A 26,965-nucleotide genomic window follows, 5' to 3' on the forward strand; every position below is an offset into this window, starting at 1 on the left:
ACGAAGATAGTAGAGGAAAAGTACAAAAAAGCAATGGAGAATAAAGGAAGTCTCTAACTTAGCATGTTTATTTTATGTTATGCATTTCACAAATAGTTGCAAGGAATTTTAAGAACAAGACGATTAGAAAAAGCTATCGCCTAATTTTTTAAAAACAGGCTGCTGCGGTTTTCTAACACTCTGTTTTGGCCTTCGCGCTTCTTTTATCCCAGTATAAAGCTGTAGCAGCTGTTTTGCTTGATTTAATGATACACGACTTTTGGGATTGCGTGCATATTGGTTAAGTCTTCCTAAATGTGGAAGGGTATCGAAGTCTTTTTTCACAGGAGGGATATGAAACAAATATTCTCCACAACGAACAAGTACATCTGATTGCTGCTGGCTGAATTTAGGGTTTCTTGAAAAGTGAAGCCCCATTTTTTTTGCTTTGCCTTCTGCAATCATTTTTTCCAACGCAGCCTTTTTCAGCTGATACAAATATTTTGGATTTGTAGCTGTTTTTGCATGGCGATTGACTGTAAATATTGCTTGCGAGAGATTTTTAATTGTAGGTGTTAAAGGAGCTGGCATATTGGGATGTGAATTCAAGTTAACGTCTCCTTTCATCATCGAGGTTGTTAAAAGCCTCTAAAAACTACAGCATCGTTCGTGCTGTAATATGAATAACATCGTATAAACGTTTCGCTTTAGTAAGTCATTGGCTTTTTCACTGTAGTGTTCTGCTGCTTTACTTATTTAAGCTGCTCTTTATTCAGTATGCACATCCATTATCCTCTTCATGTGTATACATTAGTTCTTTTTGTATATTTTATTATACTATTAAATAGTGAACTTGAAAAGCGATTATCTTCGATAAAATTGAATATTCTAAAACTTGAGGGGTATTGGTTTTTTGTATAAGACATTACTTTATGCTTTATTATTTTTTAAAGATGAAAAAGCGTATTTATTTATTGACTTTTCTTTTCGATAGGAATAAAGTTGACAGTATTAATAGTTAAGGGGGTGAACAATATGGATGAAAAAAAAATAAAATTACTTATTAAAAGATATGAGGACGTTTATTTATTTGCAACAAAGAGAATTTCAACGATGATTTCTGAGTATGTATTGGAAGATATGTCAATTGAACAATATGCATTGTTAAGAAAGCTTTTTTTTAGTAAATCGCTTCGCTCATCTGAACTTGCTGACATCTTTTACGTGAATAAGAGTGCGATTACTGTAAAAGTAGAAAAGCTTGTAAAGAGAGGACTAGTGAAACGGAATCGAGATCCAAATGATCGACGGAATGTTTATCTCTCACTAACTGAAGAAGGGGTAAAGCTATACGAGCAGTTAGAAAGAAAAATTGAGCAATTCGTCGGCAACTATTTAAGTGATCTTACTCATGAAGAATTAGAATCGTTTCTAGACCTTTATGAAAAAATTACAAAAATCATCGAGAAAAGAAAGGAGAAGGAGGAATGAAGACGGTCATTCGTTTCCGTTGGCTTATTTTATTCAGCTGGTTGATTGCAGCTGTGCTGCTTGTTTGGAAAGCTCCTAGCATGGAAGGTCTTGTTCGTGAAAAAGGCCAGGTTACTGTTCCTGATCAGTATCCATCTGCCATTGCTGAAGAATTAAAGAAGAAGCACAGTAATAAAGGGGATGCGGAACCGTTTATCATTGTTTTTCATGATGATAATATTTTGAAAGAACAACAAATAGAAGATATTAAAGAAACGGTTCAGCAATTAAAGAAAAACAAACAATCACTTGGAATTGCTAATATTACAACACATTTTGATGAGGAAGAATTAAAGGAGCAGCTTGTTTCTATAGATGGGAAAACAATTCTTGCCATTTTGGATATTCAGATCGGCAATCGGGAAATTGCTGATATACGTGATGAGCTTTCCAAAATAATTTCAACTAAAAATGTAGAAACGCTTATGACAGGAAATGAATTAATTACAGAGGATGTGATTATTAGTTCAGAAAAAGGATTAAAGAAAACAGAATTTATTACAGTAGGCTTCATTTTAATTGTCTTAATTTTAGTGTTTCGTTCTTTGATCGCCCCTATTATTCCACTTTTAACGATTGGGATTACATATCTTGTTAGTCAATCAATCGTTGCTTTTTTAGTTGATATACTAAACTTTCCGCTCTCTAATTTTACACAAATATTTCTTGTTGCTGTTTTGTTCGGAATCGGAACAGACTATTGCATTTTACTATTAAGTCGTTTTAAAGAGGAACTGGGAGCAGAAAAAGATATTATCCCAGCTATTGTATCTACTTATCGAACTGCAGGAAAAACAGTGCTTTATAGCGGTTTAGCAGTAATGGTTGGGTTTGCCTCCATCGGATTTGCCCAATTCAAGCTTTATCAATCGGCATCGGCCGTTGCTATCGGAATCGTGATACTCATGTTGGCGTTAATGACGATTGTGCCATTTTTTATGGCAACCTTACAAAGAAAACTGTTTTGGCCAGTCGGAAAAAATATTTCCCATAAACAAAGTCGAGTGTGGGAATGGGCGGGAAATCTTGCCATCGTCAGACCATTCGTTGCTCTTGGCATCGTCGCTATTCTTACTATTCCACTATTATTAAGCTACAAAGGGGATCTTTCTTTTAGCTCTTTAGATGAAATTGACGAAAACTATGATTCTGTCAAAGCTTTTAATATTGTTTCTGATAGCTTTAGTCCTGGAGAAACATTGCCAATACAAGTTGTATTAGAAAACGATGATTCCATTAAAACGAAGGAATACTTAGCATTAATTGAAAAAATCAGCAGTGACTTAACAAACATAGAGCATGTCGAGAAGGTTCGAAGTGCAACGAGACCTGTCGGCAATGTTATAAAGGAGTTATATATTAAAGAACAGGTTGGTGCTATAAGTGATGGAATGGAGGAAGGAAATGAAGGTATTCATACCATTAAAAATGGCTTGGATGATGCCGCAAAAGCGCTGCTTGATTCGAAGCCGCAGTTAGAGGAAGCAACCTCTGGCATTGATTCGCTGCAAACGGGAACACAGGATATACGAGCAGGTATGTCTGAATTACAGGGTGCACTGGAGCAAATAGAACAAGGAATACAGAGGGGTTCATATGGTGCTGGAGAACTAAAAGCGGGTGTCCAAGAAGCGAAAAATAAAGCTACCGAATTAGCAGCAGGTGCTAAAAAGCTTCTCACATCATTACGTGACATGCAAGGGGCGATCTCGCAATTATCTGCTGCCTATGAACAGATACCTAACGGTTTAATTACTGCCAAACAGCTATTGCTAGATCTTGATGGCCCATTAGAAAAGTTAATCGTTGCACATCCGGAATTGGCGCAAGATGAAAATTTTCAAACGGTCCAAGCGATGGTTGGCAAAACAGCTGAACAAATAGCTATTGCCAGCGGTACCATTGACGCCTTAAATGGGCAAATGCAACAAATTGCAAACGGGTTAAGTAGTGTTAATGATAACCTCGGTTTCATGACAACCGGTCTCGATGCTTTTTCGAGCGGATTAAATGCGATTGTCGCAGGACTTAGTGAATTGGAAACAGGTATAGGCAAAGCCGCTAAGGGACAATATGAGATCATTCAACGATTGCCTGAGCTTGATCATGGTCTTGGACAAATAGCTAATGGACAATCACAACTATTATCTGGTTTTGGTTCGATTGACGGACAGTTGGGAGAACTGACAAACGGACTAGAACAAAGTGCAGGAGGACTTGGTGAGATTGAATCTGGCTTAGGGGAAGCAAAAGGTCATTTGGATAGAATTGTCGACGAAAGCAGTTTGGAGGCAAGTGGTCTTTTCATACCTGAAGAAGTGTTTGAAAATGAAGAATTCGAAAAAGCATTGGACGTCTATTTCTCAGACGATGGAAAGCTGACAACACTTGATATTGTCTTATCTATGAATCCATATAAAAATGAAGCGATGGAATTGATTGAACCAATCAATAAAACAATAGAAAGATCAGTAAAAGGCACGAAGCTAGAAAATGCAAAAATAGGTATTGGCGGTGTAACAAGCATAAACCATGACCTTGAGACGATGTCAAATGCTGATTACAATCGAACATTAATGATCATCCTGATTGGCATTGCTTTGATTTTGGTGATACTGCTCCGTTCTCTGATTATGCCAATCTATTTGATTGCATCGTTATTGCTTACTTTTTATTCTTCCATTGCTGTAACTGAATTAGTATTTGTACACATACTCGGATATCCTGGTTTAAGCTGGGCAACACCATTTTTTGGTTTTGTGATTCTTATGGCATTAGGGGTAGACTACTCAATTTTCTTAATGGATCGATTTACTGAGTATCGCAATCTCGATGTCAAAACAGGCTTATTGCTTGCAATGAAAAATATGGGAACCGTTATTATCTCAGCAGCTATTATTTTAGCAGGAACCTTTGCAGCAATGCTCCCTTCAGGAGTGCTATCTTTATTGCAAATTGCTACACTCGTCTTATCAGGTTTATTATTCTATGCTTTTATTGTCCTGCCGTTATTTGTCCCAGTGCTAGTGAAGACGTTTGAAAAAGTGAACTGGTGGCCATTTCGCTATCATAAGAAAAGCTAAAAAAAATCCATGTGAGTTGAACTTGCTTCACTCACATGGATTTTAAAGTAAAAATTGTTATTTCCGGGACAGCAGCAAATCGAAACGGCATCCGAGTAGTGCCTAATCCACGATTTACATATAGAAAAAGGGGTGCTGTCCCATTAATATCATAGGAACCTTCCCAATATTTTTTCGCATAAGGGACTGTTACAAGTGGGCCAAAAAAAGGGATTTTTACTTGTCCACCATGGCTATGTCCACTTAATTGACAATCGACTCCATGGACTGCTGCATAATCGGCTAAATCAGGTGCATGCGACAACAGAATAGTAAAGCGATCATGTGGGACATCTCTTAATGCGCGAGGAATATCTGGTGTGCCTAGCATTGCATCATCAATTCCAGCTATTACTATTTCTTCTCCATCTAAAAGTTTGATGTTCACCGCTTCATTGTTCAGTAGTTGAAATCCGGATGATTGCATAATATGCTCATAAATCCTTGTTCCATTCCCGCCATGATCATGGTTGCCAAATATAGCAAACTTGCCTAGAGGAGCGTGAAGACGATCTAGGATAGGTGCAATGTAATCAATACTCGTATATTGATTTGGTTTGTCCATTAAATCTCCCGTAAAAAAAAGCAAGTCAGGCTCCATTTGATTAATGAGATCAACATGCTTTTCCAATTGTTGAAGGTTGTATTGAAATCCAAGATGTGTATCACTGAATTGTATCATCTTCATACCATTGAAACTAGCAGGAATTTTGTGATGTTCAATATTTACTTTATTTATTTGAAGCCGTTTCGGCTCAAAGTATTTGGCATACACATATCCGCCAGTAGTTAGTCCTAATATACTGAGTATTGTAGTAATACTTTTTTTAAGAAACGATCTGCGAGAAATGCGCTCATTCATTTATTTGTTGTTGCACATGGTTTTTTCCTATTTGTGCATCCTCCTTTCCAAATGGTTAGCAAAATCACGATGCTGGATATAGATTTCATATGAATGTTCCAAAAGAGGATCAAAAGCTCGAGAAGTTGGAGATCCGAGCAAGCTGATCTTCGTTTTTAATAAACGAAGATGTGCAAGGTGAACATTCGGATTAGAGTGATGAGTAAAGAAAATCAACAGCTGTTCTCCAAAATTCTGATCAACCTTTATATATCAATCATTTTCATGAAAAAAGTAAATGCTAAGCAAGAACCATCATTTGGATGAGTGCGTATCACACTATGGAAGTTTCACTTTATTTTAACGTATTTATTTATAAATAGCATTGGTTTTTTCAAAAAAGGAGTATAAGCTAGTATAGGAGGGAGGATTTCTCTCTTTTTTTGTAAATGCCAGTAGTAATCACTTTACCTAAATCTCGATAGCGTGCTATAGTGAAACTTAATAAAAAACATGACATCATGTGAAGGGAGAGTTTATGGTGGAAAAAAAGCAACAAATGGAAGTTTTTTTTCTTCCTTCAACAGCTGGTTTAATAAAAATTTATATCAATGGATTTAAACCATATGACTCCAGGGGTCAAGTGAACGCAATTTTAAATGATGTTACTGTCTCGATAAAAGGACATCATCGAAAGAAAACGATTATTCGTGCTCTTGCTAGTTTACATGAATCTCTATTAAATAAAAAAAGAGACTAGTAGTGAATGCTCTTCCAAATCAGTGAGGGATAAAAACACCCTCATTGATTGGAAGTTTTACAATATCTTTTCCTTCTGCTCCTTGCTTTTTATGGTACAATAATGAATGATCAATCATTCATTATTGGGACAAGGGGGAAATGACATGAAAGGAAAAGTTGTGGTTGTCACTGGCGGTTCTAGTGGAATGGGAAAATATATGGCAAAAAAATTTGCTGAAACCGGAGCAAAAGTTGTGATCACTGGCAGAAATGCAGAACGTTTACAAGCAGCAAAGCAAGAAATAACAACAGCAAATGCAGAAGTTTTCACAGTGCAAATGGATGTCCGCAATCCAGAAGATGTTGAGAGAATGGTGAAGGAAACAGATAAACAATTTGGTGCGATTGATATACTTATTAACAATGCAGCAGGAAACTTTATTACAAAAGCAGAGGATTTATCAATCAATGGCTGGAATGCAGTGATCAATATTGTTTTAAATGGAACATTTTATTGCAGCCGTGCAGTTGGGCAATATTGGATTGAAAAAGGGATCAAGGGTTCAATCATTAATATTGTCGCTACCTATGCTTGGGATGCTGGCCCAGGTGTAGTGCATTCGGCGGCAGCGAAAGCGGGAGTGCTCTCCCTAACAAGAACACTCGCAGTTGAATGGGGAAGAAGCTATGGCATTCGTGTTAACGCAATTGCACCAGGCCCTATTAATCGAACAGGAGGAGCAGAGCGATTATGGGTTTCTAAAGAAGCAGAAAAACGAACGATCAACAGTGTTCCCCTTGGAAGACTCGGAGAACCAGAGGAAATAGCTGAACTTGCTTACTTTCTTTGTTCAGAAAAATCAGCATATATAAATGGAGAATGTATTACAATGGACGGTGGCGCCTGGTTAAACCAATATCCATTTTAGTTCAGGAAACCCACATTTAACTAATAAGAAACTCATAAGTGGAAAATGGGAAGTGGTGAAAAAACGCCTACTTCCCATTTAAGCATTTCACTATAAAGAATCTTCTTTTAAAAAAATTACTTTTTGTCCACCATCTTGATGTCAATGCCTCTGTCAATATTCTTTGCTGCCAAGTAAGCAGTAAGCCATGTTACACCAAATGAAATGCCAACAACACCAACAAAGCCAAGCAAGTACATAAGCGAACCGAGCAATGTTTTTGACTCTAAGAAGATGGCAGTAAGATTAATAAAAAAAGAAGGCACCTCACTTTCCCCGTTTATCATCGAAAAGAACGATTCTAATTGGCTTGGCAATATTAAAAAACCAACTGGAATTGTTGCAATCGATGTATAAAGGAATGATAGAAACATCAATGCTAAGCTAGGTAAAAAGCGAAGTCGCTGTTGTGGATTATTTGGGTTATATATAGAACCGACTGTTCCTATATAGATCCCAATTCCACTCATGCCAAGTGAAATGATTCCTAATGTGGCTATCGCAAGGAACAACCATGAAAGTGACCAGTCTAAAAAGATACTTAGAATGATATTAAGGCAGGAGATCAAGGCGAAAGGAATCAACCAGCTAATCCAAAGTTTCCCTAATACAATTCTCCATCCAGAGAGAGGCATTGTTCTTAATATCCAAAGTCCCCTTCCTTCCCTAGCTATCGTCTGTGCAGCAAAATTGCCACTAAAAAGCGTCAGCATAAAGAAGAACACTGCTTGTGCCACGACAAAGCTTAGCAAGCTATTCTGTAAAAGTTCACTTAGTTGTTGGCCAGAACGAATAAACATGATGAATGGGAAAATAAGAAAAAATGCAAGCGGCAATAAGGTTAACCACTCTCTCATATCACGATAAATAGCGCGCCATTCTTTAAGGCCAATAGCAATAATAGTTGGCTGAAGCTTATTTTGTTTTTGTAAATTCTGCTTCTTCTTTCTTTTCCGACTACCTTCACTTAACCGAATCCATCCTGTTCTGAACCCTTTTTCAACGAGTGTTGAGGATAAAAACATAAGAAAAGCAGCAAATAGAACGAATCCGAGCGCAGGGATAAACGCTTTGATGTCCCCGATCAATAATCCGCCTAAACCGTCGCTTCCCCATTTAAAAGGAAGCCAAGCAGGGACGTCAGGGAGCTGCAAATTGGTCTGCTCATTAGGGGAATGATGAAACCACATATTCGGAAGTTGGAAAATTAAATAAATAACAAAGCCCGCAAGTGCTGTCATCACTGTCATTAATTCTTTAGTTCTTGACGCAGGCAATATTTGTATTAAGATTAGATTAAACAAATAAGCAAATGATAAACCAATCATTACGCTGCTTAAAGAAATCAATAAACTGAAAAGAAAATAAAAAACATTTGCTTTTTCAAAGAATCCATAAATGAGCAATGGAAAAAATGTCAAAAACCAAATGATGAATGGAGAACCGATAAAGCTCTGAATAAATTTGATCCAGAAAATTTTTCGGGTTGCAATCGGGAGTGTAAATAAATATGCAAGATCTTCAGAACCATATAAATGCTTAAAAACATTTGGTATTCCGAATAAAAGAATGAAAGTAAAACCAAAAAGAAATACATATGGAAGTCCTTTTTGTAATAGTGCTGGAGTTAATAAATGAAATAATTGCCAAGCACCTTGAATAAAAACAAGACCGAAAATGAACAGAAAAACAGCAATAATGATAAACACTGGTATATATTGTTTTTTGTTTGTTCGAAATGTGTTTTTCATCATTTGCCAATGAACATTTATGAGTGTTCTTGTCATTTTGTCTCACCTTTTTCTGCTTGCTCTAGTTCTTCAATGAGCTCTTTTGATGATTCACCGCCAGTCAGCTCTAAGAAGATATCTTCCAAACTAGCATCGACATGCCCTTCCTTTTCACGAAGCTCTTTCATCGTTCCTGAAGCAATAACGTCTCCGTTCATAATAATCCCAACACGGTCACACATTTGTTCGGCTATTTCCAAAATATGAGTGGATAAAAAGACTGTTGTTCCTTGATCACACATCCGTCTAAGGGTTGTTTTTAAAGTTCGCGCACTTTTAGGATCGAGGCCAACGGTTGGCTCGTCTAAGAAAATAATTTGTGGTTCATGAATAAAGGCAGCACATAAAGCAATTTTTTGTTTCATTCCATGAGAATAATTTTCTATTAAATCAGTTGCACGTGCTGTTAATCCAAACATATCCAAAAGTTCTACGGATTTTTGTTCAAACTTTTTTGTTGGCATCTGAAATACGGAACTAATAAAGCTTAAAAATTCGATGCCAGAAAGCTTTGGATACAAATTCGGCTGATCAGGAACGTAAGCAATCTTTCTTTTTGCTTCAATAGGTGCATCCCAAATGTTGGTTCCCATTAACTCAATTGAACCAGTTGTCGGCTCTAGAAGACCTGTCATCATTTTAATGGTTGTTGTTTTACCTGCACCATTAGGGCCGAGAAAGCCAAATAATTCACCCTTTTTAACGGTAAGATCCAAATGATTTACAGCGTTATAGCTCCCATAAATTTTGGAAAGGTTTGTAGCTTTGATAGCGATTGTCATCTAAAACACCTCTTTTTGAATAATGATTAGAGAGGAAAAGCAATTTTCTACTTCTTAGAATAATGTTTTTAGCAGCACATTGAGGAGGTATTCATTATTTACGGACGAAGTATTAGAAAAGATTCAATTCTTTTATTTCACCCTTATTCGATAGCCAAAAAACAAGGTTTTTAGCATCTTTTTTTAATTAGAAGAGGATAGCTTACTTTATTTGTATTTGCAATTTTTCTTTATTAGCTTTTATAATATTTTTATCCCATAGTGATTGTTGATTGTCTTTTCACTTCATTATAAATGAAAAACAATCGTCATGAAAGATATGTTGTAGGATTCACATCAGATGGCACTATATGTTCCGTCTACTACTTTTAGGGCAGTATTAAGATTAGGGCTCCAGTAAAAAAGGATCTACAGCAGATAAACATCGTACATTTTTCAGCCTGCAGGCTATTTCACCCTTTGTTGCTTCCGCAGTAAAGGAGGACACATGTATACCTTTCTCAAGAAAGATTCTTCAGGATTAATGATTGGGAAGGTATGACAAGATCATGGGCAAATGTATTGCCCATTGCAAGTAGTGAAAAAGTATAGTCAATTTTGAAAATGAATGCGTATCTTTTCATAAATAGGTGAACTATAAAAATACGCAGGCACGAGCATGAAAGGAGTTTTTTAATTGTCTCAATTACTAGGCATTATCCAGAGATTAAAAACAATGCAGGAAGCAACGGATCAAACAGAAGCCCCGCAAAGACGCTTTGAGGTGAATGGAAAGGCACTTTGTCAAGTAAAATATTTCCTTCATACAGACACATTCGAACTTGAAGTTTTTGGAGATGATCATAAATATCAATTTGATGATCTGGATATTACTGCAATTGAAATTTTTGATCTTGTTCAAGAGGAAAAGCAGATTAATACATGATTACTTTTTTAGCTGCTATTTTTTAACTGGGTTTCCGAAAAGAATTCTCTCACTTCTAAATGTGAAGGGCGTAGCACAATGAAAGTGGGAGATGAATTTTCGGTTGGTATAAGCCAAAATATTGTTGTTGGTATTTTCTCTAGGGGCAGGGACTGCCCTTATAGCTTGGTAAATATAGATAGCTAACAAAAGCATCTAGTTCCCAAGAAACTCCCACTTCAATCAGACCGTAAGGTCAATAAGTGGTGAGTAGTTCACAGAAGATGATCAATGGGGCAAGCAATTTTTTATGACAAAAAAAGAGCATGGAGACTGATGAGCAGCATCTGTCCACCATGCTTTTTTGGATAAAAAACTGCCAGGCGGGAAGACCTCTTTGATTCTTATTTTGGCGATCTATGATAAGATGGATAGAGAGATAAATTATTGGTAAGGGAGTTTTAATATGGTCTCCGTACAAATACAAGCGTTTCTTGAATCTAAATTAAATGAATTTATTATCCCATCTGAAAAGGTTGCTCATGTGCAACTGGGAAATAGTCTAGAACATGCGCTGCTTGTTTTAACAAAAAGCGGCTACTCCTCAGTGCCAGTTCTAGATGCACAATTTAAATTACATGGCCTTATTAGTTCCGCCATGATTACAGAATCCATTCTAGGACTTGAAAGAATTGAATTTGAAAAGTTAAGTGATAAAAAAGTGGAAGACGTCATGACAAGCGAAATTCCTAGGCTCCTGCCTAATTTTCAATTGGAAAAAATGGTTGATTTACTCGTTAATCATCCTTTTATTTGTGTTGAAGACCATGATGGATTTTTTGAAGGAATCGTAACAAGAAGAGCTTTATTAAAACAACTAAATCGTCAGATTCATAAGCTGATTCATTTGAAACAATAAAGAATCAAGATGCTTGTTAAATGATAATGAAAGCGCGTCCATTTTTAGAATGAAAGCTGCTCTGCATGATAATGAAGGCTTCAAGGTTGCAATGAGAACATAATGAAGATAACGATGCATTAAAGGGTCTCTATAAAAACTAACTTAGAACTAGGGAGGGTTTCTTCCTAGTTTTTTATCATCTTCTTATAAATGGACGAGTAAAAATTAGCCATTTGACTAATCTTTTCAAGCTTGATTTATGTTAGGATACCATATTAACCAATATATTCAAAATAATCAGAATTATACAGTCTTTTTCAAATAAGCAGGAATGATAACCGCTCATTATTAGCAGATTAAGGCATGATCAACTGTATCCCACATCTAACTGGCGAGTCAAGACTCCCACCTCGGGGAGTAAGAGGAATCAGAAGCGCTAGGTGGGGAAAACTGCCAGCAAATGTCCGATTGGTTCAGGTCGACAGGATAAGGAAAACTTCTTGAATCAACATCGCACGAAGAAAAGCGGGTTTCCTTTTCGAGGACGTTGCGATCTTAGCCTTTGTTCTACTTCTTATGAGTGGGGAAAAGACCCCACTCATGAAAGTTTCACTTTATATATAAGTGGTGGAAACTATTTATACTTCGATATTAAATCCAAGCTCAAATCATGACGGCTTCATAGGCAAGCTGTAGGATAAGCAAGACCGTCACCCCATTTAACAGCCATTTGACATGGCGCAAAGATAATCGATTGGCAAAACGAACAGATAATTGTGCCCCAATAACAGAGCCGAGAGCATGAGCTGCTCCAATTTTCCAATCAAATGCTCCATAGAAAGCAAAAATGATAAAAGCTGATAAACAGCTGATAAAAGTTTGGAAACGACTAATGGCAAGAGATTTTAAATAATGAAAACCATTGTAAAGGTAAGTATAAATCAGCAATGTTGTAGATCCAGGTCCAAACATACCGTCATACAAACTGATGCTAAAAAGTACTGGATATATTTTTGCATTGATTGATTCATCAGAAGCGGTTCGTTCTTTCGGTACCTTTTTTATAACATTTAACATGAGTGCTGAAGCTAGAAGAATGATAGCGATCATCGTCAACTTTTCCTGGGAAATATAATTTGCAATCATTGCACCAACCAACCCGCCTATTGCAGCAAATGGTACAATTTTCAAAGCTGTACGAATAGAAACTTGTTTTCTTTTGAATAAATAGTAAAAACTAGAAAAAGAGCTGATGATATTAGAAAATTTTGCTGTTCCAATTGCAGTATGAACGGGAATACCAATAAATAGAAGTAAAGGCATTCCTATTAGACCTCCACTACCAGCAAGGGTTCCAACAAAAGTAGCACAAAAGCCAATTAAGGCGATAAGTAAAAAAGTCACATTCTCACTTCCATTCTTTATTCTCTCGTTGCTGTCTATGATTCAGCATAATGTCTTCTACTATTATCATAGGGGAAAAAAGAAAATAATGATATTTCTTGTTATTTAAGATAAGCTATAAGAAAAACTTATCGAGGGATCATAAATGTCATTAACAGAATATCATTTGTTGTCAGTTTTAGCGGAAGAAATGAATATGAGAAAAGCTGCTGAACGATTATTTGTCTCTCAGCCTGCATTGTCGCAGCGCCTGCAAAATATTGAAAAGCAGTGGGGAATTGCTTTGTTTATTCGTACGCAGAAAGGTTTGACATTAACTCCTGCCGGAGAGTTAGTTGTCAAATTCGCAAACGAAGTATTAGCTAAAAGCGAACAAGTTCGCGAACAGCTTCAGTCTCTTGAATCAAAAGTGTATGGAACGTTGAAAATTGCGTGTGCTTCTATTGTCGGCCAAAATTGGCTGCCACAAGTACTAAAAAGGTTTGTTTCCAAGTATCCTCATGCAAAGATTTCCTTAATTACAGGCTGGAGCAGTGAGATATTAAAATCTTTGTATGATGGAGAAGTGCATATCGGGATTATTCGTGGTACAACAGATTGGAGAAGTAAAAGAATCCATTTATTTAAAGATAGTTTGTATTTAGTAGATAAAGAAATCCAACAGATGGAAGATGTTTTAGAAACGGATCGCCCTTTCATCCAATTTAAAAGTGATTCCAATTATTATCAAGAAATTCAAGACTGGTGGCAGCAGCAATTTCAAACTGCACCTAAAAGGACGATCGTTGTAGACCAAATTGAAACATGTAAACAGATGACGATCAACGGGATTGGCTATGCAATTTTGCCTGCTATAACATTAACAGGGATGGAAGAAGACGTATATAAAATTCCGTTATTGGATAGTGAAGGTGTTGCAATTAAGCGAGATACGTGGCTGTTGGGGTATGATGCTGCTTTTAAATTACGTCAAGTAGAAGCTTTTGTTGAGATTGTTCATGAATATCTTGAGTCGACTCCTAATGCATTTTTATAATCATTTTCCGCTTATGTTAATTTTGGGTCTAAAAATTGTGCTTTAATTAACAAAAAAAGTGTAGTGATTTCTCACAAAAAAACATTTATGATATGGAAGAAAATAATTTTAGACAATGAACAGCTTCTTAGCTGAATATGTTTTAATACATATCGGATAGAAAAGATCATATCTTTCTTTGTATGACTTGGTTTTTGGAGGAAGGAGGAAAGTGGATGATAGATTTTAAAAAAGCATTAAGCCAATTATTGGCCATTTTCATTATTGCTGCTGTGCTTTGTCCAGTGATGCCAGCAGCTGCCGAGGCGAATATTGATATCGAAGTTGAGGCTGGATTTCAAGGGAAAGTGAAGAGTGGAAAAGGTTTTCCTGTAAAAATGACATTGGAAAATCATGGTGCAAAAGTAAGCGGCGATATGCTTGTAAGTTTTGCACCGTATTACCAAGCTGGTGGGGCAAAAGCCATTCGAGTAGAATTACCTGCCAATAGTAAAAAAACATATACTATCTCTTTGCCAGGTTTATCTCAGGACGATAGCTCCCAGTTCCAAAGGAATCCCGCTATCACTTTATACGACGGTAATTGGCAACAAGGGAATGTGATCGCAGTCAACGGAGATAAAACAATTTATCCTAGCTTTATTGAAGAGGGAAAAGCCGTTATTGGTGTGTTAAGTATGGATGCGAATCAACTACAGCAGTTAAAGCTGATGAAAATCAATGGAAAAGATATCGAATGGATCGTTTTAACAGAAAAAAATCTTCCAGAGGATCCAACAGGACTTGCACTCTTCGATTATATTATCGTTGATGATTTTCCACTCCAACAATTGCAGGCACAACAGCAATTGGCACTGGTTCATTGGCTGGGTGACGGCGGAATCATCATAGCAGGAGGAACATCTAAAGGAGAGCAAAGTTTTGGACGACTTGCAGAAACGTTGCCGATGGCGATGACTGGAGAAGCGTTCGTTCATGATCTTTCAACTTTCAACGTTGATCAAGAGGAAGCACCTCTTCCTGTTGTTCCGCTCCGATTGTACAATGGCAAAATAGCTGAAAATGCTAATGTGATCGTGATGGCAAATCAGCAGCCTATCGTAGTGGCAAGTCCCTATAAAAATGGCCAGGTGTTGCAAACAGCTTTTTCATTAGGGGAGGAGCCGCTTGTTACATGGAATGGTTATAGTCATTGGTTTGGAAAATTAATAGAAAACGATCTTCATACTAATATGGATGATAATCACAACCATTATTTTCATGCAATCTATCAAGGGTTAGCGGAAACAAGTGAAAGATTTAAAAGTTCAGCGGTTTCTGTTTCCTATTTGTTTATTGTATTTGTTGTTTATTTGATTATTATTGGACCTATCATGTATTGGTTCTTGCGTAAACGTGATAAGCGTGAACATAGTTGGTGGCTGATTCCAGTAATTGCAGTTTTGGTATCAGTCGGTATTTTTGCTGTTGGTGCGAAAGATCGTATGTTCCAACCACATTTGTCCCAGGTAGGTCTTTTTAAAGCAGGAGAACAAGGGAATTTAAAAGGAGTTCAAGCAATTAGTTTTCTATCTAACGGTGGTGGAATGTATCAATTGAGTGTTCCGAAGGTTGAATTTCAAGGTGTGCCAATCGTTACTCCATTTGGCCGCACGCCAGCGGATCTAGCTCATCATGCGGTGATAGAAGAGAAGAATGATCACCATGCATTTACTTTTCCAAACGTCGAATACTGGTCTGCTAATACTGTGATCGGTCAGGCTGCTAAAAATGGTGTGGGCAGCTTTAAAACGAATCTTTCAGTTCATAATAAACAATTAACAGGACAAATAGAAAACCATTTTGCCTTTAATTTTGAGGAGTTGTATCTTTGGTCTGGCTCTGATATCAATCCTCTCGGAGCATTAGCAAAAGGTGAAAAAATCACCATTCAACAACCGTTAGAAACAGATTTTTTATATGCACCAAGCAAGGACGACATACCTAAAAAGAATGCTTCTGAATTAGAAAAAGAAAAAATGAACCGTCTTCAAGAGGTGCTTATGAGCAAGGGTAGATTTGAAGACTCGCCGATTATTTTTGGCTATACGAAAAATCATATTATTGATTCAAAATTGTCCAATAAAAATGCGAAGGAGTCAGCAATCAATTTAATTTATCAACCATTTACTGTTGAAGACAAGATGGTCGGAGCGTTTACGATTGATGAAAAAGTGATGTCATATGATATGCGAGTATTTGATGGAGAAATCATTGATATGACTCCATTATATGACTATCTAGGTGAGGTTGCCCTCGAAGATGGCAGCTATGAATTTTCAGTTGTTCTTCCTAAACAGATTGATCGGAAAAAAGCAATCTTTCACAAATTAATGCTCACGTATGAAGAAAAGACTGGCATCCATTATGCCCTGTATAACAATGAGACGAAAGAATACGAAGAGATAGATACACATGATTCCTTTATTGAGATAAAAGAACATGTTTCACGTTATATTTCTAACCAAGGAGAAATAAAAATCAAAATTGAAAAAGCATCCAAATATGATCCATATGTCAATCTTCCTCATGTCTTAGTAGAAGGAGAAGTGCAGCCAAATTGAAAAGTTGAAAGGAGGAAAAACGAATGATTGAGATAATCGATTTGACAAAAAAATATGGTTCTTTTACAGCACTTGATTCTCTTCATTTAAAAGTTACTAGAGGAACCGTATTCGGATTTGTAGGGCAAAATGGCGCTGGGAAGTCAACGGCATTTTCAATTCTAGCAACGCTGCTTGCTCCAACGTCGGGAACTGCCTATATAAATGGCTGCAACATTTCCACAGAACCTAAAAAAGTTCGCAGTCAGATTGGCTATATGCCTGATTTTTTTGGTGTGTATGATCAGTTGCGTGTTGAAGAGTATCTCGATTTTTATGGAGCAACCTATCATTTGTCTGCTAAACAGCGTGAAGAATTGATTCCACAGCTGCTAGAACTCGTAAACTTGTCTCATAAGCGGGATACTTACGTTGATTTATTATCGAGAGGAATGAAACAGCGATTATGTTTAGCAAGAGCGCTTATTCATGATCCTGAAGTGTTAATTCTAGATGAACCGGCATCAGGATTAGACCCTCGTGCGCGGGTTGAGATGCGTGAAATATTGAGAGAACTAAAGAATAAGGGGAAAACAATTCTTATCTCATCTCATATTTTGCCAGAGCTTGCAGAAATGTGTGACGAAATTGGTGTTATTGATAATGGAAAACTCGTAGCACATGGTTCGGTTGCTGAAATCCAAGCGCAGATACACTCTGAGAAAATCATTGTTGCTAAAGTGTATGACGGTTTGGATAAGGCGATACGTTTTTTTGAAGAGGATCCGAATATATCCGAAATACGAACATTAGGAGATGGACAATCGCTTCAGTTTATTTATAAAGGAGATGACCTTTCTCAAGTTCAGCTTTTGAAAGCAGCGCTTCGCCATGATATTCCGATTGTCAGTTTTAAAGAGAGTGAGACTGATTTAGAGGATGTCTTTATGGAAATAACGAAGGGAGTGGAACTTTCTTGAGAATGATGAATCCAGTGCTGCAGAAGGAGTTTAAATTACGTTTTCGTTCTAAAAAACCCATTATTAGCCTGCTAGCTTACTTGAGTGCGATTGGTATTTTAATCCTTGGATTTATTTATTTGCAGACACTATCAAATCCATCTGGCTATTTTCACCCATCTGAAAGCAAAACGATGTTTATGCTGCTGTCTTTTTTACAAGCTATACTAGTATTATTTATTACCCCAGGCTTGACAGCAGGAGTAATCAGCAGCGAACGAGAGCGGCAAACATTAAACATTTTATTGACAACGAATCAAAGCTCCACGAGCATTATCATAGGTAAATTAGTTTCGTCCTTGTCTTATTTGCTTTTGTTAATCTTGGCGAGTCTCCCACTTTATAGTTTTGTGTTTTTATTTGGCGGCGTCTCTCCCGTAACAATCATACAGGTATTTGGATTTTATATTTTTACAATGTTCGCTTTTGGCAGTATTGGTGTATTTTTATCTACGGTTATTAGAAGAACGATTATTTCAATGGTAACGACGTATGCAACAACCTTGTTTTTAGCAGGTGGAACGGCTTTTCTGCTCGTCATTTTAATAGGCTTAAGCGAGAGCCAACAAATACTAACTTTGAATGTGCTAGCCTATTTCATCGCTTCACTTAACCCAATAATCGTATTTGCCTCCATTTTTGATTATTCTTTTCTAGAAGGATTGTATGAAATGACGAATATATCTATTCCCATTTGGGCTAGCTACATCTTTCTATATACACTTGCAGCGATCACAGCGCTTTTCTTTAGCGTGAAAAAGCTGAGACCAAGTATGAAATCGCTAAGTTCACAAAAAAAGCCTGATGCTTGATAGCGAAAGGTAGGCACTATGAACCTGAAGTGGCTGATGATTGGAGAGTGGTAGCTGTCTGATTCAAATCATGTCCACGATAAATTAGGTGTTCTCTATTGTAAGCGAACCAGGTTTAAGCTGTGCTCGAAATCATAAACGGAGAAATGAGTGCGATAAACTGGTCGCCAAATAATAAAGTCAAAACATAGGTTGATTTGCACTTATTAATATATGAAATAAAGGGCGTTTTATTTTCATCCCATTTTATTAAATGGTAAACTGAGAATAGACGCCCTCTTTTTGGTGATGCCGCATATTTTTATGTAAAAATGTGCAAACCAATAGAATAGAGCCGACAGCTTAATTGAAATGATTTTTTATTTAAAACTATTTCAATTAAGCGTTGACGAAAAAAATTATTTAGACTATAATTCAATGTGTGAGAAAGAAAGTAATTGAGAATGGACTCATTGCTTTCTCAGTTATCATTACATTATAAAACGGAGGGATTTATTCATGGCAGAACGCATGGTAGGTAAACAAGCTCCTCGCTTTGAAATGGATGCAGTAATGGCGAACAAGGAATTCGGGAAGGTCAGTCTAGAAGAAAATATGAAAAATGACAAATGGACAGTGCTTTTCTTCTATCCAATGGATTTTACTTTCGTGTGTCCAACAGAAATTACTTCTCTTTCTGATCGCTATGATGAGTTCGAAGATTTGGATGCAGAAGTAATTGGCGTTTCAACAGATACAATTCATACACATTTAGCTTGGATCAAAACTGATCGTAAAGATAATGGTCTTGGAGATTTAAATTACCCGCTTGCTGCTGATACTAACCATGTTGTATCCCGCGACTACGGTGTACTGATTGAAGAACAAGGAGTTGCACTTCGCGGATTATTCATTATTAATCCAGAAGGCGAATTAATGTATCAAGTAGTAAACCATAACAACATTGGTCGTGATGTCGATGAGACGCTTCGTGTTCTTCAAGCACTGCAAACAGGTGGATTGTGCCCAGCAAACTGGAAACCTGGACAAGCTACTCTATAATCATTTCTCCACGTTGAGGAATCATGATACTTGTTTCTAAGTGTATGTTCCAAAGCTCTTTGTTGAACAATCACTTACATTACACGATTTATATTGATATATGAATAGGGACCTAACAACGTTGTTAGGTCTTTTTCTAACATACATTGCGAATCAATAGGCCATCCGAAAGTGATCTTTCAGCTTTACTAAATAATAGCAGAGCATAAATCCACTAACTGTTTATGAAAAAGGAGAACATCACATATTATTAATGAAGCAATGAATGAAAGGGAGGAAAGAAAAATGAAATTACGTACACCTATGCCAGAGTTAGAAGGAGCCACTGAATGGCTAAATGGAGAATTAACAAAAGCAGAACTGATCGGTGAAAAACCAACACTGATTCATTTCTGGTCTATTAGCTGCCATTTGTGTAAAGAAGCGATGCCGCAAGTGAATCAATTCCGAGATGAATATAAAGATAAATTAAATGTAGTAGCCGTCCACATGCCTCGTTCTGAAGAAGACACGGATTTAGAAGCGATTAAAAAGACAGCAGAAGAGCACCAAATTACGCAGCCGATATTTGTTGATAGCGAACATAAGTTAACAGACGCGTTCGAAAATGAATATGTCCCTGCTTATTATGTTTTTGATAAAGACGGGCAGCTTCGCCATTTTCAAGCTGGAGGCAGCGGTATGAAAATGCTGGAAAAACGTGTAAACCGTGTATTAAGTGAAAATGAAAAAAAAGAATAATAAATAGTAAGAATGAATAAAGGAGCTTGTTCAAAGAGAGTGTGCAAAAATATAAAAAGGATGAAAAAATAAACGCCACATGTGCAGTTTTTAACAAAGCTGTAATTTTTTCGAGACAACATGATTGCGATGCGCTGTAAATTTCTTTGGACAATCCTAAAAAACAGAGACGTTGCCGCTGATGGTTTTACAGAAGCGAACGTCTTTTTTAAATTTATTTATCCCACATCTAACTGGCAGTAAGACCCCCACCTTAAGAGTAGATGAATCGAAGAAGTCTAGGTGGGGGATGAGAGAAAACCCCCACTCATGGAAGTTTCACTTTATAAGTCACTCAGAATGCTTACTTCATATACCAGATCATGTTGATTTAATTTCTAATGTTGCTTTGTGTACCCCTCTTTCAGTTACGTCCTTAGCAAGCCTAATTTCAAGTTTTAAAAACAAGATATGATGCATAATATGATTTGTAGAGGATGAATTTTCATTATTTTTCTAAATAGGATATAATAGAAGTAGTACCTTTAAGGGGGTCATGATCATGGCGTATAATCGAGGACCGAAAGAACCGATTCCAGAAGTTGAGACAACTGTATGGTCCTGTACTAGCGACAGTTGTAAAGGTTGGATGAGAGACGCCTTTTCTTTCAGCAAAAATCCTGAATGTCCTTTGTGTCATTCAGAAATGGTGCAAGAGACAAGGATTTTGCCAGTAATACAGTAAGTTTTATTCATACACGGTTTGAATATACGAACTGGATATATTTTTCCATTTCGGTATAGCCTTTAAAGTAAAAAAGGCTGTATGCATGAACGACATTCCAATGGAATGTCGTTTGCTTGTTTTGGCTTGACATTTCAAAACAGATGAATAAACGTTCCATTCTAATGCTGCATGAAGCAGGCATTTGATGGGATATTGGAAAATGTTCGAGCATCTGGCAGTCCGTCTGCTTTCATCTGTATGCTCCAAGTCCTTAAATCGGCCTCGTCATTTATTATCATTTGCTCTGTAAAGACAAATGACCATGGCTGAGAGGCATTTGCTTTTATGCGCAGCTGGGGGTGAAATTGGCCTTTTGCAATGATCGTATTGTTCCCATCAAACACCTCAATTGAAGCTTCCCCTATCTTCAATGTCTCATTGAATCCGTTTCGCAATAGAATAGTTGCAACAAAACCACCGTTTTTTTTATATTTCCCAAGCAATCCAACAACTGCAAATTCATTTATTATAGTAGGCAACGATTGAACGACTTCTTTCAGCTGCATCTTTTGTTTTACAGAAAGCGTTTTATTCCAGGAAGCTTCTAAATGCAATGTATGTTCTTTCATTAATTGATTCACCGCCCTTGTTTTTTAAGGTAACTGCTACACATATAGATGTCAAGCTAGACATGATAAGCTGATCAAGATTTTACGATTGCTCAGCTAGAAAAGAAACCAAAGAATTCGAAAACAACTCACAATCTAAAATAGAAGATAAAGTGAAACTTCCATCAGTGGGGGTTTTCTCTTATCCCCCACTGATGAGAAGTAGAACAAAGGCTAAGATCGCAGCGTCCTCGAAAAGGAAACCGCTTTTCTTCGTGCGATGTATCACTGCCGAAGCTTTCCTTGTCCTGTTGCAACGCCTTTGTGACCGACATCCTCGAAAAAGGAGAGCACTTTTTCTTCGTGCGATGCTGATTCAAGAAGCTTTCCTTATCCTGTCGGCATGAACCAATCGGACATTTGACTTTCAGTTATCCCCCACCTAGACTTCTTCATTCCCCCTCTTACTCTTGAGGTGGGGGTCTTACTGCCAGTTAGATGTGGGATAAAGTATTCTACTAGATTTTCACAAACGCTTCATCTATGATCAAGATAAAAGGAATAGTCTATAAAAGAAGGTGATATGATGAAACCTACAATCTATGTTACACGTAAAGTTCCTGAACCGATTTATGCAAAACTTTCCAAGTCATGTCATGTGAACATATGGAATGAACCGGATATTCCTGTTCCGCGTGAGGTCTTGTTAGAAGAAGTAAAAGAAATTGATGGACTTTTTTGCTTAATAACAGAGACAATCGATCAAGAGGTAATCAAAGCGGCTCCTCATTTGAAAGTCATTAGTAATATGGCCGTTGGCTATAATAATATTGATGTTGAAGCTGCTGCTGAATCTGGTATTATCGTTGCCAATACACCAGGTGTTTTAACAGAGACGACGTCTGACTTAACGTTTGCCCTGCTTATGGCGACCGCAAGAAGATTAGTAGAGGCGAACGATTATCTGAAAAAAGGACAATGGAAAACTTGGTCGCCGCTGCAAATGACCGGACAGGATATCTATGGTTCAACACTTGGGATTATTGGATTTGGCCGCATTGGCCAAGCAGTTGCAAAACGGGCCAGCGGCTTCCATATGGATGTTCTTTACTACAATCGGACTCGTAAACAAGAGATGGAAAAGACGCTCGGTGTTCGTTTTACAGATATGGAGACACTATTAAAAGAATCTGATTTCATTTGTTTATTAGTTCCATATAATAAACACACGCATCATCTTATCGGAGAAAAAGAATTAAAGTTGATGAAAAGCACAGCAGTATTAATTAATACTGCCCGTGGCGGTGTTGTTGATGAACAGGCACTTTATCAAGCGCTTATAAATGAAGAAATTTGGGGAGCAGGGTTGGACGTATTTAAGAGAGAGCCTGTTGACCCTGCTTTGCCATTGCTGATGCTGCCTAATGTCGTTGCGCTGCCACATATAGGGAGTGCGAGTATTGCGACAAGAATGAGAATGGCCAATTTAGCAGCTGATAACCTTATTAATGCTTTAGAGAATAAAGAACCGGTAATGAGGGTAACACTATAAAAAAAAGCGGAAAGAATGCAACTTGCGTCCTTTCCGTTTTTCTTTAATATTCGACATCACTACGACTATGCGTCTTGTTAAACTCAGCTGGATTAGGGTCAAAATATTTTTCACTATAGTAAGCGACAAACACATCGCCATCAGTATAGCCAGCACCCCAAGTTGGGTCCATAATAAGCCATTCACCATCTACTTTCGTTTCCACCCAGGCATGTCTATCACGATTAAAACCCGTACCGGCATACCCAGCTACATATCTAGCCTCCATTTCACTAGCGCGAAGCAAAGCAATCGCAAGGTAAGCATAATCTTGGCAAACACCACTTTTTAACTCAAGTGTTTTTAACGCACTATCATCCCATGAAAATTCATCATTTTTGTATTTAGTTACATTGTAGGCAATATTTTTAGCTGTATATTCATAAATTGCTTTTGCCTTTTCCCTTTCAGTCTGCTTGTCTTTTGTTAGTTCATTTGCTAAAGCAATGATTTCTGGAGCTTCTGATTGAACACCGCGAGATGGCAACAAGTCACGTCGATCTTCTGAATCCGTATTTTCCACTGAAAATGCGGCAACGCCAAAAAACCTAAATTTACTGCTGTTTTCTTCAATAATTTCGGGGACGCTAACAATAACGTCATATTTGCCAGGCCCAAATCGTAAATAAAATTCATCATCAAAGTTAAAATCATTTACTGGAATGACATCTAATGCTTCTTCACCATCTTTTTTTGTTGTGATATAGAGGTGGGTTGTCTCTTTTGCAAATGGTGCCTGCTTATCAATTTTGCCTTTAATAGAATAGGTCAAACTTGTCTTATCTCCTCCAAATTTAGGAAACTCTAAATTTATGCCTCTTTCATCATATTCACTATAATATTCAATTGGCTCCATTATCTGATCAGATTGATTATCAATAAAAATGATTGTTCCTTCTTGAAAGTAGTTATCGCGGTTTTGATCAGGGACATATACGGTCAATTGATGAATGCCTTTGCCATAAAAAAGCGGGATATCGTATGAAAATGTACCGTTTTTTACAGGAATAACATGCTTCCAAGAGTCGGAATCTTTTCTGATTTCGAGCATCACTTCTTGCTGCTGGATTTGTTCATTCATTTTTCCCTTCAATGAGAAGGTTTCTGTTTCCTGAAAATATCCTACTTTTGGATGTTGAATAACCATGCTAGCATCTTGAGCAAATGGACTATATGTAATATCGCGATGATTTTTTGGGTTAACATTTACCACTTCAAAATTTGCTATGTCGTAATAATAATTCTCTTTATCATTGCTTGGAAGCAGCACTTTTACGGTATATTCTCCTTCACCGTTGAAAAATCGGATTTTTTGTTTAAAGCGGCCATCTTTAATTTGAGTGTAGTATTCGAGAGTATTACCTGCAGGACCAGTTTCTTGTGTATCAATCTTTATCCACACATATGATCCTTTTAATTGTTCGAAATGCTCAATGTTACCTGTTATTGTGATAGATTTATTGGCTGCAAATTTTTTATACTTAGGGCTGGATAAGGTAGCCCCAACTTGTTCGCTATAGCTTGTTAGCTCTAATGGCTTGAGATCAAGTGCGGCATTTGTTTCTTCTACAAGCTTTTTATATTTATCAATTTTTTGTTTTTCTTTTTGCTCTTGTTTCGTTGTTTCTTGATGCTCATTTTTGGTTGCAAGGCTGCTGCTGCATGAAGAAAGCAGCAATACACAAACGATCATCAACGTTGTCGATAGTTGTCTAATTTTAAGATCCTCCTCATGTGGTGCTTGTCTTATTTTACCACAAACACCAGTAGAAAAAGATTAAGTTATTCCTTGTTTCCTATAATAGTAATTTAGACTTACTAAAAGATACATTTAATAAATCTTGTTTAGACTATACTAAAGAATTTTCATAGAGAAATGAATTTATTGATATTGTGAAGGAGTATGAACCATGAAAGGGGACACATTACTGAATACTTCGATAACACTTGATGATAACGGATTATTTTCAGTCTGCAAAAAATGTATGGAGAAAAAAGAAAAGACATACAATAATACTGTCTTTCAATGTTAGTTATAAGTAAATGCTTAAAAAGTCCAAGAGAGATCAAAGGTGTAAGTTAGTTCTTTGAAGTCATAGAAAGTAATGTTTTTTCATTGAATATCTTTTTTATAATAGTCAAAACTTTTTACTGTTCCTTCTAATTCTTATTTTTCTGCTAAAGTCGTTTACGTGCTTAGAAAACTTGCATTGTCATTTGAAAAATCTTGAAATTTTATCCCACATCTAACTGGCAAGTCAAACCCCTTCCCTCAGGAAGTAAGAGTAATCAGAAGCGCTAGGTGGGGGGGAACAGAAATCAAATTTCGGGTCGACAGGATAAGGAAAGCTTCTTGAATCAGCACCGCACGACGAAAAAGTGCCCTTCTTTTTCGAGGATGCTTTCGATCTTAGCCTTTGTTCTACTTCTTATCAGTGGGGGATGAGAGAAAACCCTCATTGATGGAAGTTTCACTTTATTTTCAACAAATGGAGGTAGTAGGAAATGGTCACTAAAAGTGAATTTAACATGCCATCAATTAACTTATTTGGTCAAGGAGTCCTACATGAAGTAGGCAAAAGATTAAAAGAACTTGATTGTAAAAAATCATTAATTGTAACCGATGAAGGGCTGCATAAAATGGGTGTTTCTCAAGAAGTTGCAAACATTATTTCTGAAGCAGGGCTTGAAGCAGTAGTGTTTTCAAAGGCAGAGCCTAACCCGACAGATAAGAATGTTGAAGCAGGCTTAGAAACGTTTTATGCAGAAAATTGTGATTCTCTCGTATCTTTAGGTGGGGGAAGTGCCCACGATGCTGCAAAAGCGATCGGTTTAGTAGCTGCAAATGGTGGGAAAATTCATGATTATGAAGGAGTGGATCGTTCCAAAAAACCAAGTGTCCCTCTTATTGCGGTGAATACAACAGCAGGGACTGCTAGTGAAATGACAAAATTCACGATTATTACTGATACAAGCCGCAAAGTGAAAATGGCGATTGTCGATAAACATGTAACTCCACTTTTATCTATTAATGATCCGGTCTTAATGTTAAAAAAACCTGCACCATTAACAGCAGCAACTGGACTGGATGCATTAACCCATGCGGTAGAAGCATTTGTTTCGACAGCAGCTACACCAATTACAGATGCCTGTGCGAAAGAAGCAATCCGAATTATTCCAAATTATTTACCACGTGCAGTTGCTAATGGTGAAGATATGGAGGCGCGTGAGCAAATGGTTTATGCGCAGTTTCTAGCAGGGATGGCCTTTAATACTGCTTCTTTAGGATATGTTCATGCGATTGCTCATCAGTTTGGAGGGTTTTATAATTTTCCGCACGGAGTTTGTAATGCAATTTTATTGCCACATGTATGCCGCTTTAACTTAATTGCACGTAGAGAAAGATTTGCAGAAATTGCAGCGCTTTTAGGAGAAAATATTGTTGGTTTGACTACATCAGAAGCTGCTGATTTTGCAATTCAAGCAATTGAACGGCTAGGAAAAGATCTTAACATTCCGAAAGGATTTAAAGAAATGGGAGCGAAAGAAAAAGATATTGAAATATTGGCGAAAAACGCAATGAAAGATGCGACCGCTCTCACAAATCCACGAAAAGCAACCTTAGAAGAAATAATGCAAATTATTCACAATGCCATGTAGAATGAAACATTGTTAATACTAATAGACCCTTTACTTACTCTAATAGAAGTAAAGGGTTTTTTAACGAAAAATAGAGCGTAATAAGACATTTGAACGCATTAAAAATACTTGCAGAGAAAGAAAAATCTAAAATAATGAGAAACGGAAAAAGAATTGATAGTATATATTAACAACTAGATCAAATTAGCGTATAATTTATCTGGAAGC

Annotated in this window: 22 protein-coding genes; 15 read left to right on the top strand and 7 right to left on the bottom strand. The window is 37.0% G+C overall.

Translation table 11 applies throughout. From position 1 onward, the window contains the following. Nucleotides 1-123: 123 nt before the first annotated feature. On the bottom strand, nucleotides 124-606 hold the full coding sequence (locus tag J2S08_RS14065) for a YkyB family protein (RefSeq protein WP_370875692.1): 483 nt from the start codon (nucleotides 604-606) through the stop codon (nucleotides 124-126). A 408-nt stretch (nucleotides 607-1,014) separates the two neighbouring features. On the opposite strand from J2S08_RS14065, the gene J2S08_RS14070 reads away from it, so the two are divergent. Further along, on the top strand, nucleotides 1,015-1,470 hold the full coding sequence (locus J2S08_RS14070) for a MarR family winged helix-turn-helix transcriptional regulator (protein ID WP_307230523.1): 456 nt from the start codon (nucleotides 1,015-1,017) through the stop codon (nucleotides 1,468-1,470). Then, nucleotides 1,467-4,592, top strand: a complete 3,126-nt coding sequence (locus tag J2S08_RS14075) for an MMPL family transporter (RefSeq protein ID WP_307230525.1) — start codon at nucleotides 1,467-1,469, stop codon at nucleotides 4,590-4,592. The genes J2S08_RS14070 and J2S08_RS14075 overlap by 4 nt, the downstream gene beginning before the upstream one ends. A gap of 31 nt (nucleotides 4,593-4,623) precedes the next feature. Here J2S08_RS14075 and J2S08_RS14080 read toward each other — a convergent pair whose 3' ends face one another. Next, on the bottom strand, nucleotides 4,624-5,493 hold the full coding sequence (locus J2S08_RS14080) for a metallophosphoesterase (protein WP_307230527.1): 870 nt from the start codon (nucleotides 5,491-5,493) through the stop codon (nucleotides 4,624-4,626). A gap of 520 nt (nucleotides 5,494-6,013) precedes the next feature. On the opposite strand from J2S08_RS14080, the gene J2S08_RS14085 reads away from it, so the two are divergent. Then, nucleotides 6,014-6,232 (top strand): hypothetical protein, encoded by a 219-nt coding sequence (locus J2S08_RS14085; protein WP_307230530.1) that lies wholly within the window; start codon nucleotides 6,014-6,016, stop codon nucleotides 6,230-6,232. Nucleotides 6,233-6,377: 145 nt separating this feature from the next. After that, on the top strand, nucleotides 6,378-7,142 hold the full coding sequence (gene fadH, locus J2S08_RS14090; protein WP_307230532.1) for a 2,4-dienoyl-CoA reductase: 765 nt from the start codon (nucleotides 6,378-6,380) through the stop codon (nucleotides 7,140-7,142). 116 nt (nucleotides 7,143-7,258) lie between these two features. On the opposite strand, the gene J2S08_RS14095 is transcribed toward fadH, so the two are convergent. Together J2S08_RS14095 and J2S08_RS14100 are read right to left on the bottom strand one after the other, a co-directional pair. Then, nucleotides 7,259-8,968: a putative ABC transporter permease subunit gene (locus J2S08_RS14095; protein ID WP_307230534.1), complete on the bottom strand. Its 1,710-nt coding sequence runs from the start codon at nucleotides 8,966-8,968 to the stop codon at nucleotides 7,259-7,261. Next, complete coding sequence (locus J2S08_RS14100) at nucleotides 8,965-9,753, bottom strand: ABC transporter ATP-binding protein (protein WP_307230536.1); 789 nt, start codon at nucleotides 9,751-9,753, stop codon at nucleotides 8,965-8,967. Before J2S08_RS14100 ends, J2S08_RS14095 begins: the two co-directional genes overlap by 4 nt. A gap of 676 nt (nucleotides 9,754-10,429) precedes the next feature. Here J2S08_RS14100 and J2S08_RS14105 point away from each other — a divergent pair. Next, complete coding sequence (locus J2S08_RS14105) at nucleotides 10,430-10,678, top strand: YkuJ family protein (RefSeq protein WP_307230538.1); 249 nt, start codon at nucleotides 10,430-10,432, stop codon at nucleotides 10,676-10,678. Between the two features lie 445 nt (nucleotides 10,679-11,123). Next, nucleotides 11,124-11,576 (top strand): cyclic-di-AMP-binding protein CbpB, encoded by a 453-nt coding sequence (gene cbpB, locus J2S08_RS14110; RefSeq protein ID WP_307230540.1) that lies wholly within the window; start codon nucleotides 11,124-11,126, stop codon nucleotides 11,574-11,576. Nucleotides 11,577-12,221: 645 nt separating this feature from the next. Here cbpB and J2S08_RS14115 read toward each other — a convergent pair. Then, nucleotides 12,222-12,962, bottom strand: a complete 741-nt coding sequence (locus tag J2S08_RS14115) for a sulfite exporter TauE/SafE family protein (protein ID WP_307230542.1) — start codon at nucleotides 12,960-12,962, stop codon at nucleotides 12,222-12,224. A gap of 145 nt (nucleotides 12,963-13,107) precedes the next feature. Between J2S08_RS14115 and J2S08_RS14120 the strand changes: the two genes are divergently transcribed. The 7 genes from J2S08_RS14120 to J2S08_RS14150 all read left to right on the top strand — a co-directional run bounded on the left by J2S08_RS14120 (nucleotide 13,108) and on the right by J2S08_RS14150 (nucleotide 20,917). Next, nucleotides 13,108-13,998, top strand: a complete 891-nt coding sequence (locus J2S08_RS14120; protein ID WP_307230544.1) for a LysR family transcriptional regulator — start codon at nucleotides 13,108-13,110, stop codon at nucleotides 13,996-13,998. Between the two features lie 215 nt (nucleotides 13,999-14,213). Next, complete coding sequence (locus tag J2S08_RS14125; protein WP_307230548.1) at nucleotides 14,214-16,601, top strand: hypothetical protein; 2,388 nt, start codon at nucleotides 14,214-14,216, stop codon at nucleotides 16,599-16,601. A 23-nt stretch (nucleotides 16,602-16,624) separates the two neighbouring features. After that, a complete protein-coding gene (locus J2S08_RS14130; RefSeq protein WP_307230551.1) occupies nucleotides 16,625-17,560 on the top strand; it encodes an ABC transporter ATP-binding protein in 936 nt (311 codons plus the stop codon). 2 nt (nucleotides 17,561-17,562) lie between these two features. Beyond that, nucleotides 17,563-18,411: an ABC transporter permease gene (locus tag J2S08_RS14135; RefSeq protein ID WP_307230681.1), complete on the top strand. Its 849-nt coding sequence runs from the start codon at nucleotides 17,563-17,565 to the stop codon at nucleotides 18,409-18,411. Between the two features lie 498 nt (nucleotides 18,412-18,909). Then, nucleotides 18,910-19,452, top strand: a complete 543-nt coding sequence (locus tag J2S08_RS14140; protein ID WP_307230553.1) for a peroxiredoxin — start codon at nucleotides 18,910-18,912, stop codon at nucleotides 19,450-19,452. Between the two features lie 285 nt (nucleotides 19,453-19,737). Then, a complete protein-coding gene (locus J2S08_RS14145; RefSeq protein WP_307230555.1) occupies nucleotides 19,738-20,193 on the top strand; it encodes a TlpA family protein disulfide reductase in 456 nt (151 codons plus the stop codon). A gap of 541 nt (nucleotides 20,194-20,734) precedes the next feature. Further along, the gene (locus tag J2S08_RS14150) at nucleotides 20,735-20,917 is read left to right on the top strand and encodes a cold-shock protein (protein ID WP_307230557.1); all 183 of its coding nucleotides are present in this window, start codon (nucleotides 20,735-20,737) and stop codon (nucleotides 20,915-20,917) included. Nucleotides 20,918-21,078: 161 nt separating this feature from the next. Here J2S08_RS14150 and J2S08_RS14155 read toward each other — a convergent pair whose 3' ends face one another. After that, the gene (locus J2S08_RS14155; RefSeq protein WP_307230560.1) at nucleotides 21,079-21,528 is read right to left on the bottom strand and encodes an SLAP domain-containing protein; all 450 of its coding nucleotides are present in this window, start codon (nucleotides 21,526-21,528) and stop codon (nucleotides 21,079-21,081) included. A 565-nt stretch (nucleotides 21,529-22,093) separates the two neighbouring features. Between J2S08_RS14155 and J2S08_RS14160 the strand changes: the two genes are divergently transcribed. After that, entirely contained in the window at nucleotides 22,094-23,059 is a 966-nt protein-coding gene (locus tag J2S08_RS14160; RefSeq protein WP_307230561.1) for a 2-hydroxyacid dehydrogenase, read from the top strand. A gap of 43 nt (nucleotides 23,060-23,102) precedes the next feature. Here the strand turns inward: J2S08_RS14160 and J2S08_RS14165 are convergent, their stop codons facing one another. Next, nucleotides 23,103-24,791, bottom strand: coding sequence for a transglutaminase-like domain-containing protein (locus J2S08_RS14165; RefSeq protein ID WP_307230563.1), 1,689 nt, complete (start codon nucleotides 24,789-24,791; stop codon nucleotides 23,103-23,105). Between the two features lie 812 nt (nucleotides 24,792-25,603). Here J2S08_RS14165 and J2S08_RS14170 point away from each other — a divergent pair. Continuing rightward, complete coding sequence (locus tag J2S08_RS14170) at nucleotides 25,604-26,758, top strand: iron-containing alcohol dehydrogenase (RefSeq protein WP_307230565.1); 1,155 nt, start codon at nucleotides 25,604-25,606, stop codon at nucleotides 26,756-26,758. The last annotated feature ends 207 nt before the right edge of the window (nucleotides 26,759-26,965 follow it).

The organism is Bacillus chungangensis (genome assembly GCF_030812995.1).
Classification (GTDB): Bacteria; Bacillota; Bacilli; order Bacillales; family Bacillaceae_C; genus Bacillus_CF; species Bacillus_CF chungangensis.

Excerpts from the sequence above, each read along its gene's own strand:
- J2S08_RS14065 (WP_370875692.1), bottom strand. The coding sequence starts at position 606 with ATGAAAGGAGACGTTAACTTGAATTCACATCCCAATATGCCAGCTCCT.
- J2S08_RS14070 (WP_307230523.1), top strand. The coding sequence starts at position 1,015 with ATGGATGAAAAAAAAATAAAATTACTTATTAAAAGATATGAGGACGTT.
- J2S08_RS14075 (WP_307230525.1), top strand. The coding sequence starts at position 1,467 with ATGAAGACGGTCATTCGTTTCCGTTGGCTTATTTTATTCAGCTGGTTG.
- J2S08_RS14080 (WP_307230527.1), bottom strand. The coding sequence starts at position 5,493 with ATGAATGAGCGCATTTCTCGCAGATCGTTTCTTAAAAAAAGTATTACT.
- fadH (WP_307230532.1), top strand. The coding sequence starts at position 6,378 with ATGAAAGGAAAAGTTGTGGTTGTCACTGGCGGTTCTAGTGGAATGGGA.
- J2S08_RS14095 (WP_307230534.1), bottom strand. The coding sequence starts at position 8,968 with ATGACAAGAACACTCATAAATGTTCATTGGCAAATGATGAAAAACACA.
- J2S08_RS14100 (WP_307230536.1), bottom strand. The coding sequence starts at position 9,753 with ATGACAATCGCTATCAAAGCTACAAACCTTTCCAAAATTTATGGGAGC.
- cbpB (WP_307230540.1), top strand. The coding sequence starts at position 11,124 with ATGGTCTCCGTACAAATACAAGCGTTTCTTGAATCTAAATTAAATGAA.
- J2S08_RS14120 (WP_307230544.1), top strand. The coding sequence starts at position 13,108 with ATGTCATTAACAGAATATCATTTGTTGTCAGTTTTAGCGGAAGAAATG.
- J2S08_RS14125 (WP_307230548.1), top strand. The coding sequence starts at position 14,214 with ATGATAGATTTTAAAAAAGCATTAAGCCAATTATTGGCCATTTTCATT.
- J2S08_RS14130 (WP_307230551.1), top strand. The coding sequence starts at position 16,625 with ATGATTGAGATAATCGATTTGACAAAAAAATATGGTTCTTTTACAGCA.
- J2S08_RS14135 (WP_307230681.1), top strand. The coding sequence starts at position 17,563 with ATGATGAATCCAGTGCTGCAGAAGGAGTTTAAATTACGTTTTCGTTCT.
- J2S08_RS14140 (WP_307230553.1), top strand. The coding sequence starts at position 18,910 with ATGGCAGAACGCATGGTAGGTAAACAAGCTCCTCGCTTTGAAATGGAT.
- J2S08_RS14145 (WP_307230555.1), top strand. The coding sequence starts at position 19,738 with ATGAAATTACGTACACCTATGCCAGAGTTAGAAGGAGCCACTGAATGG.
- J2S08_RS14150 (WP_307230557.1), top strand. The coding sequence starts at position 20,735 with ATGGCGTATAATCGAGGACCGAAAGAACCGATTCCAGAAGTTGAGACA.
- J2S08_RS14155 (WP_307230560.1), bottom strand. The coding sequence starts at position 21,528 with ATGAAAGAACATACATTGCATTTAGAAGCTTCCTGGAATAAAACGCTT.
- J2S08_RS14160 (WP_307230561.1), top strand. The coding sequence starts at position 22,094 with ATGAAACCTACAATCTATGTTACACGTAAAGTTCCTGAACCGATTTAT.
- J2S08_RS14165 (WP_307230563.1), bottom strand. The coding sequence starts at position 24,791 with ATGATCGTTTGTGTATTGCTGCTTTCTTCATGCAGCAGCAGCCTTGCA.
- J2S08_RS14170 (WP_307230565.1), top strand. The coding sequence starts at position 25,604 with ATGGTCACTAAAAGTGAATTTAACATGCCATCAATTAACTTATTTGGT.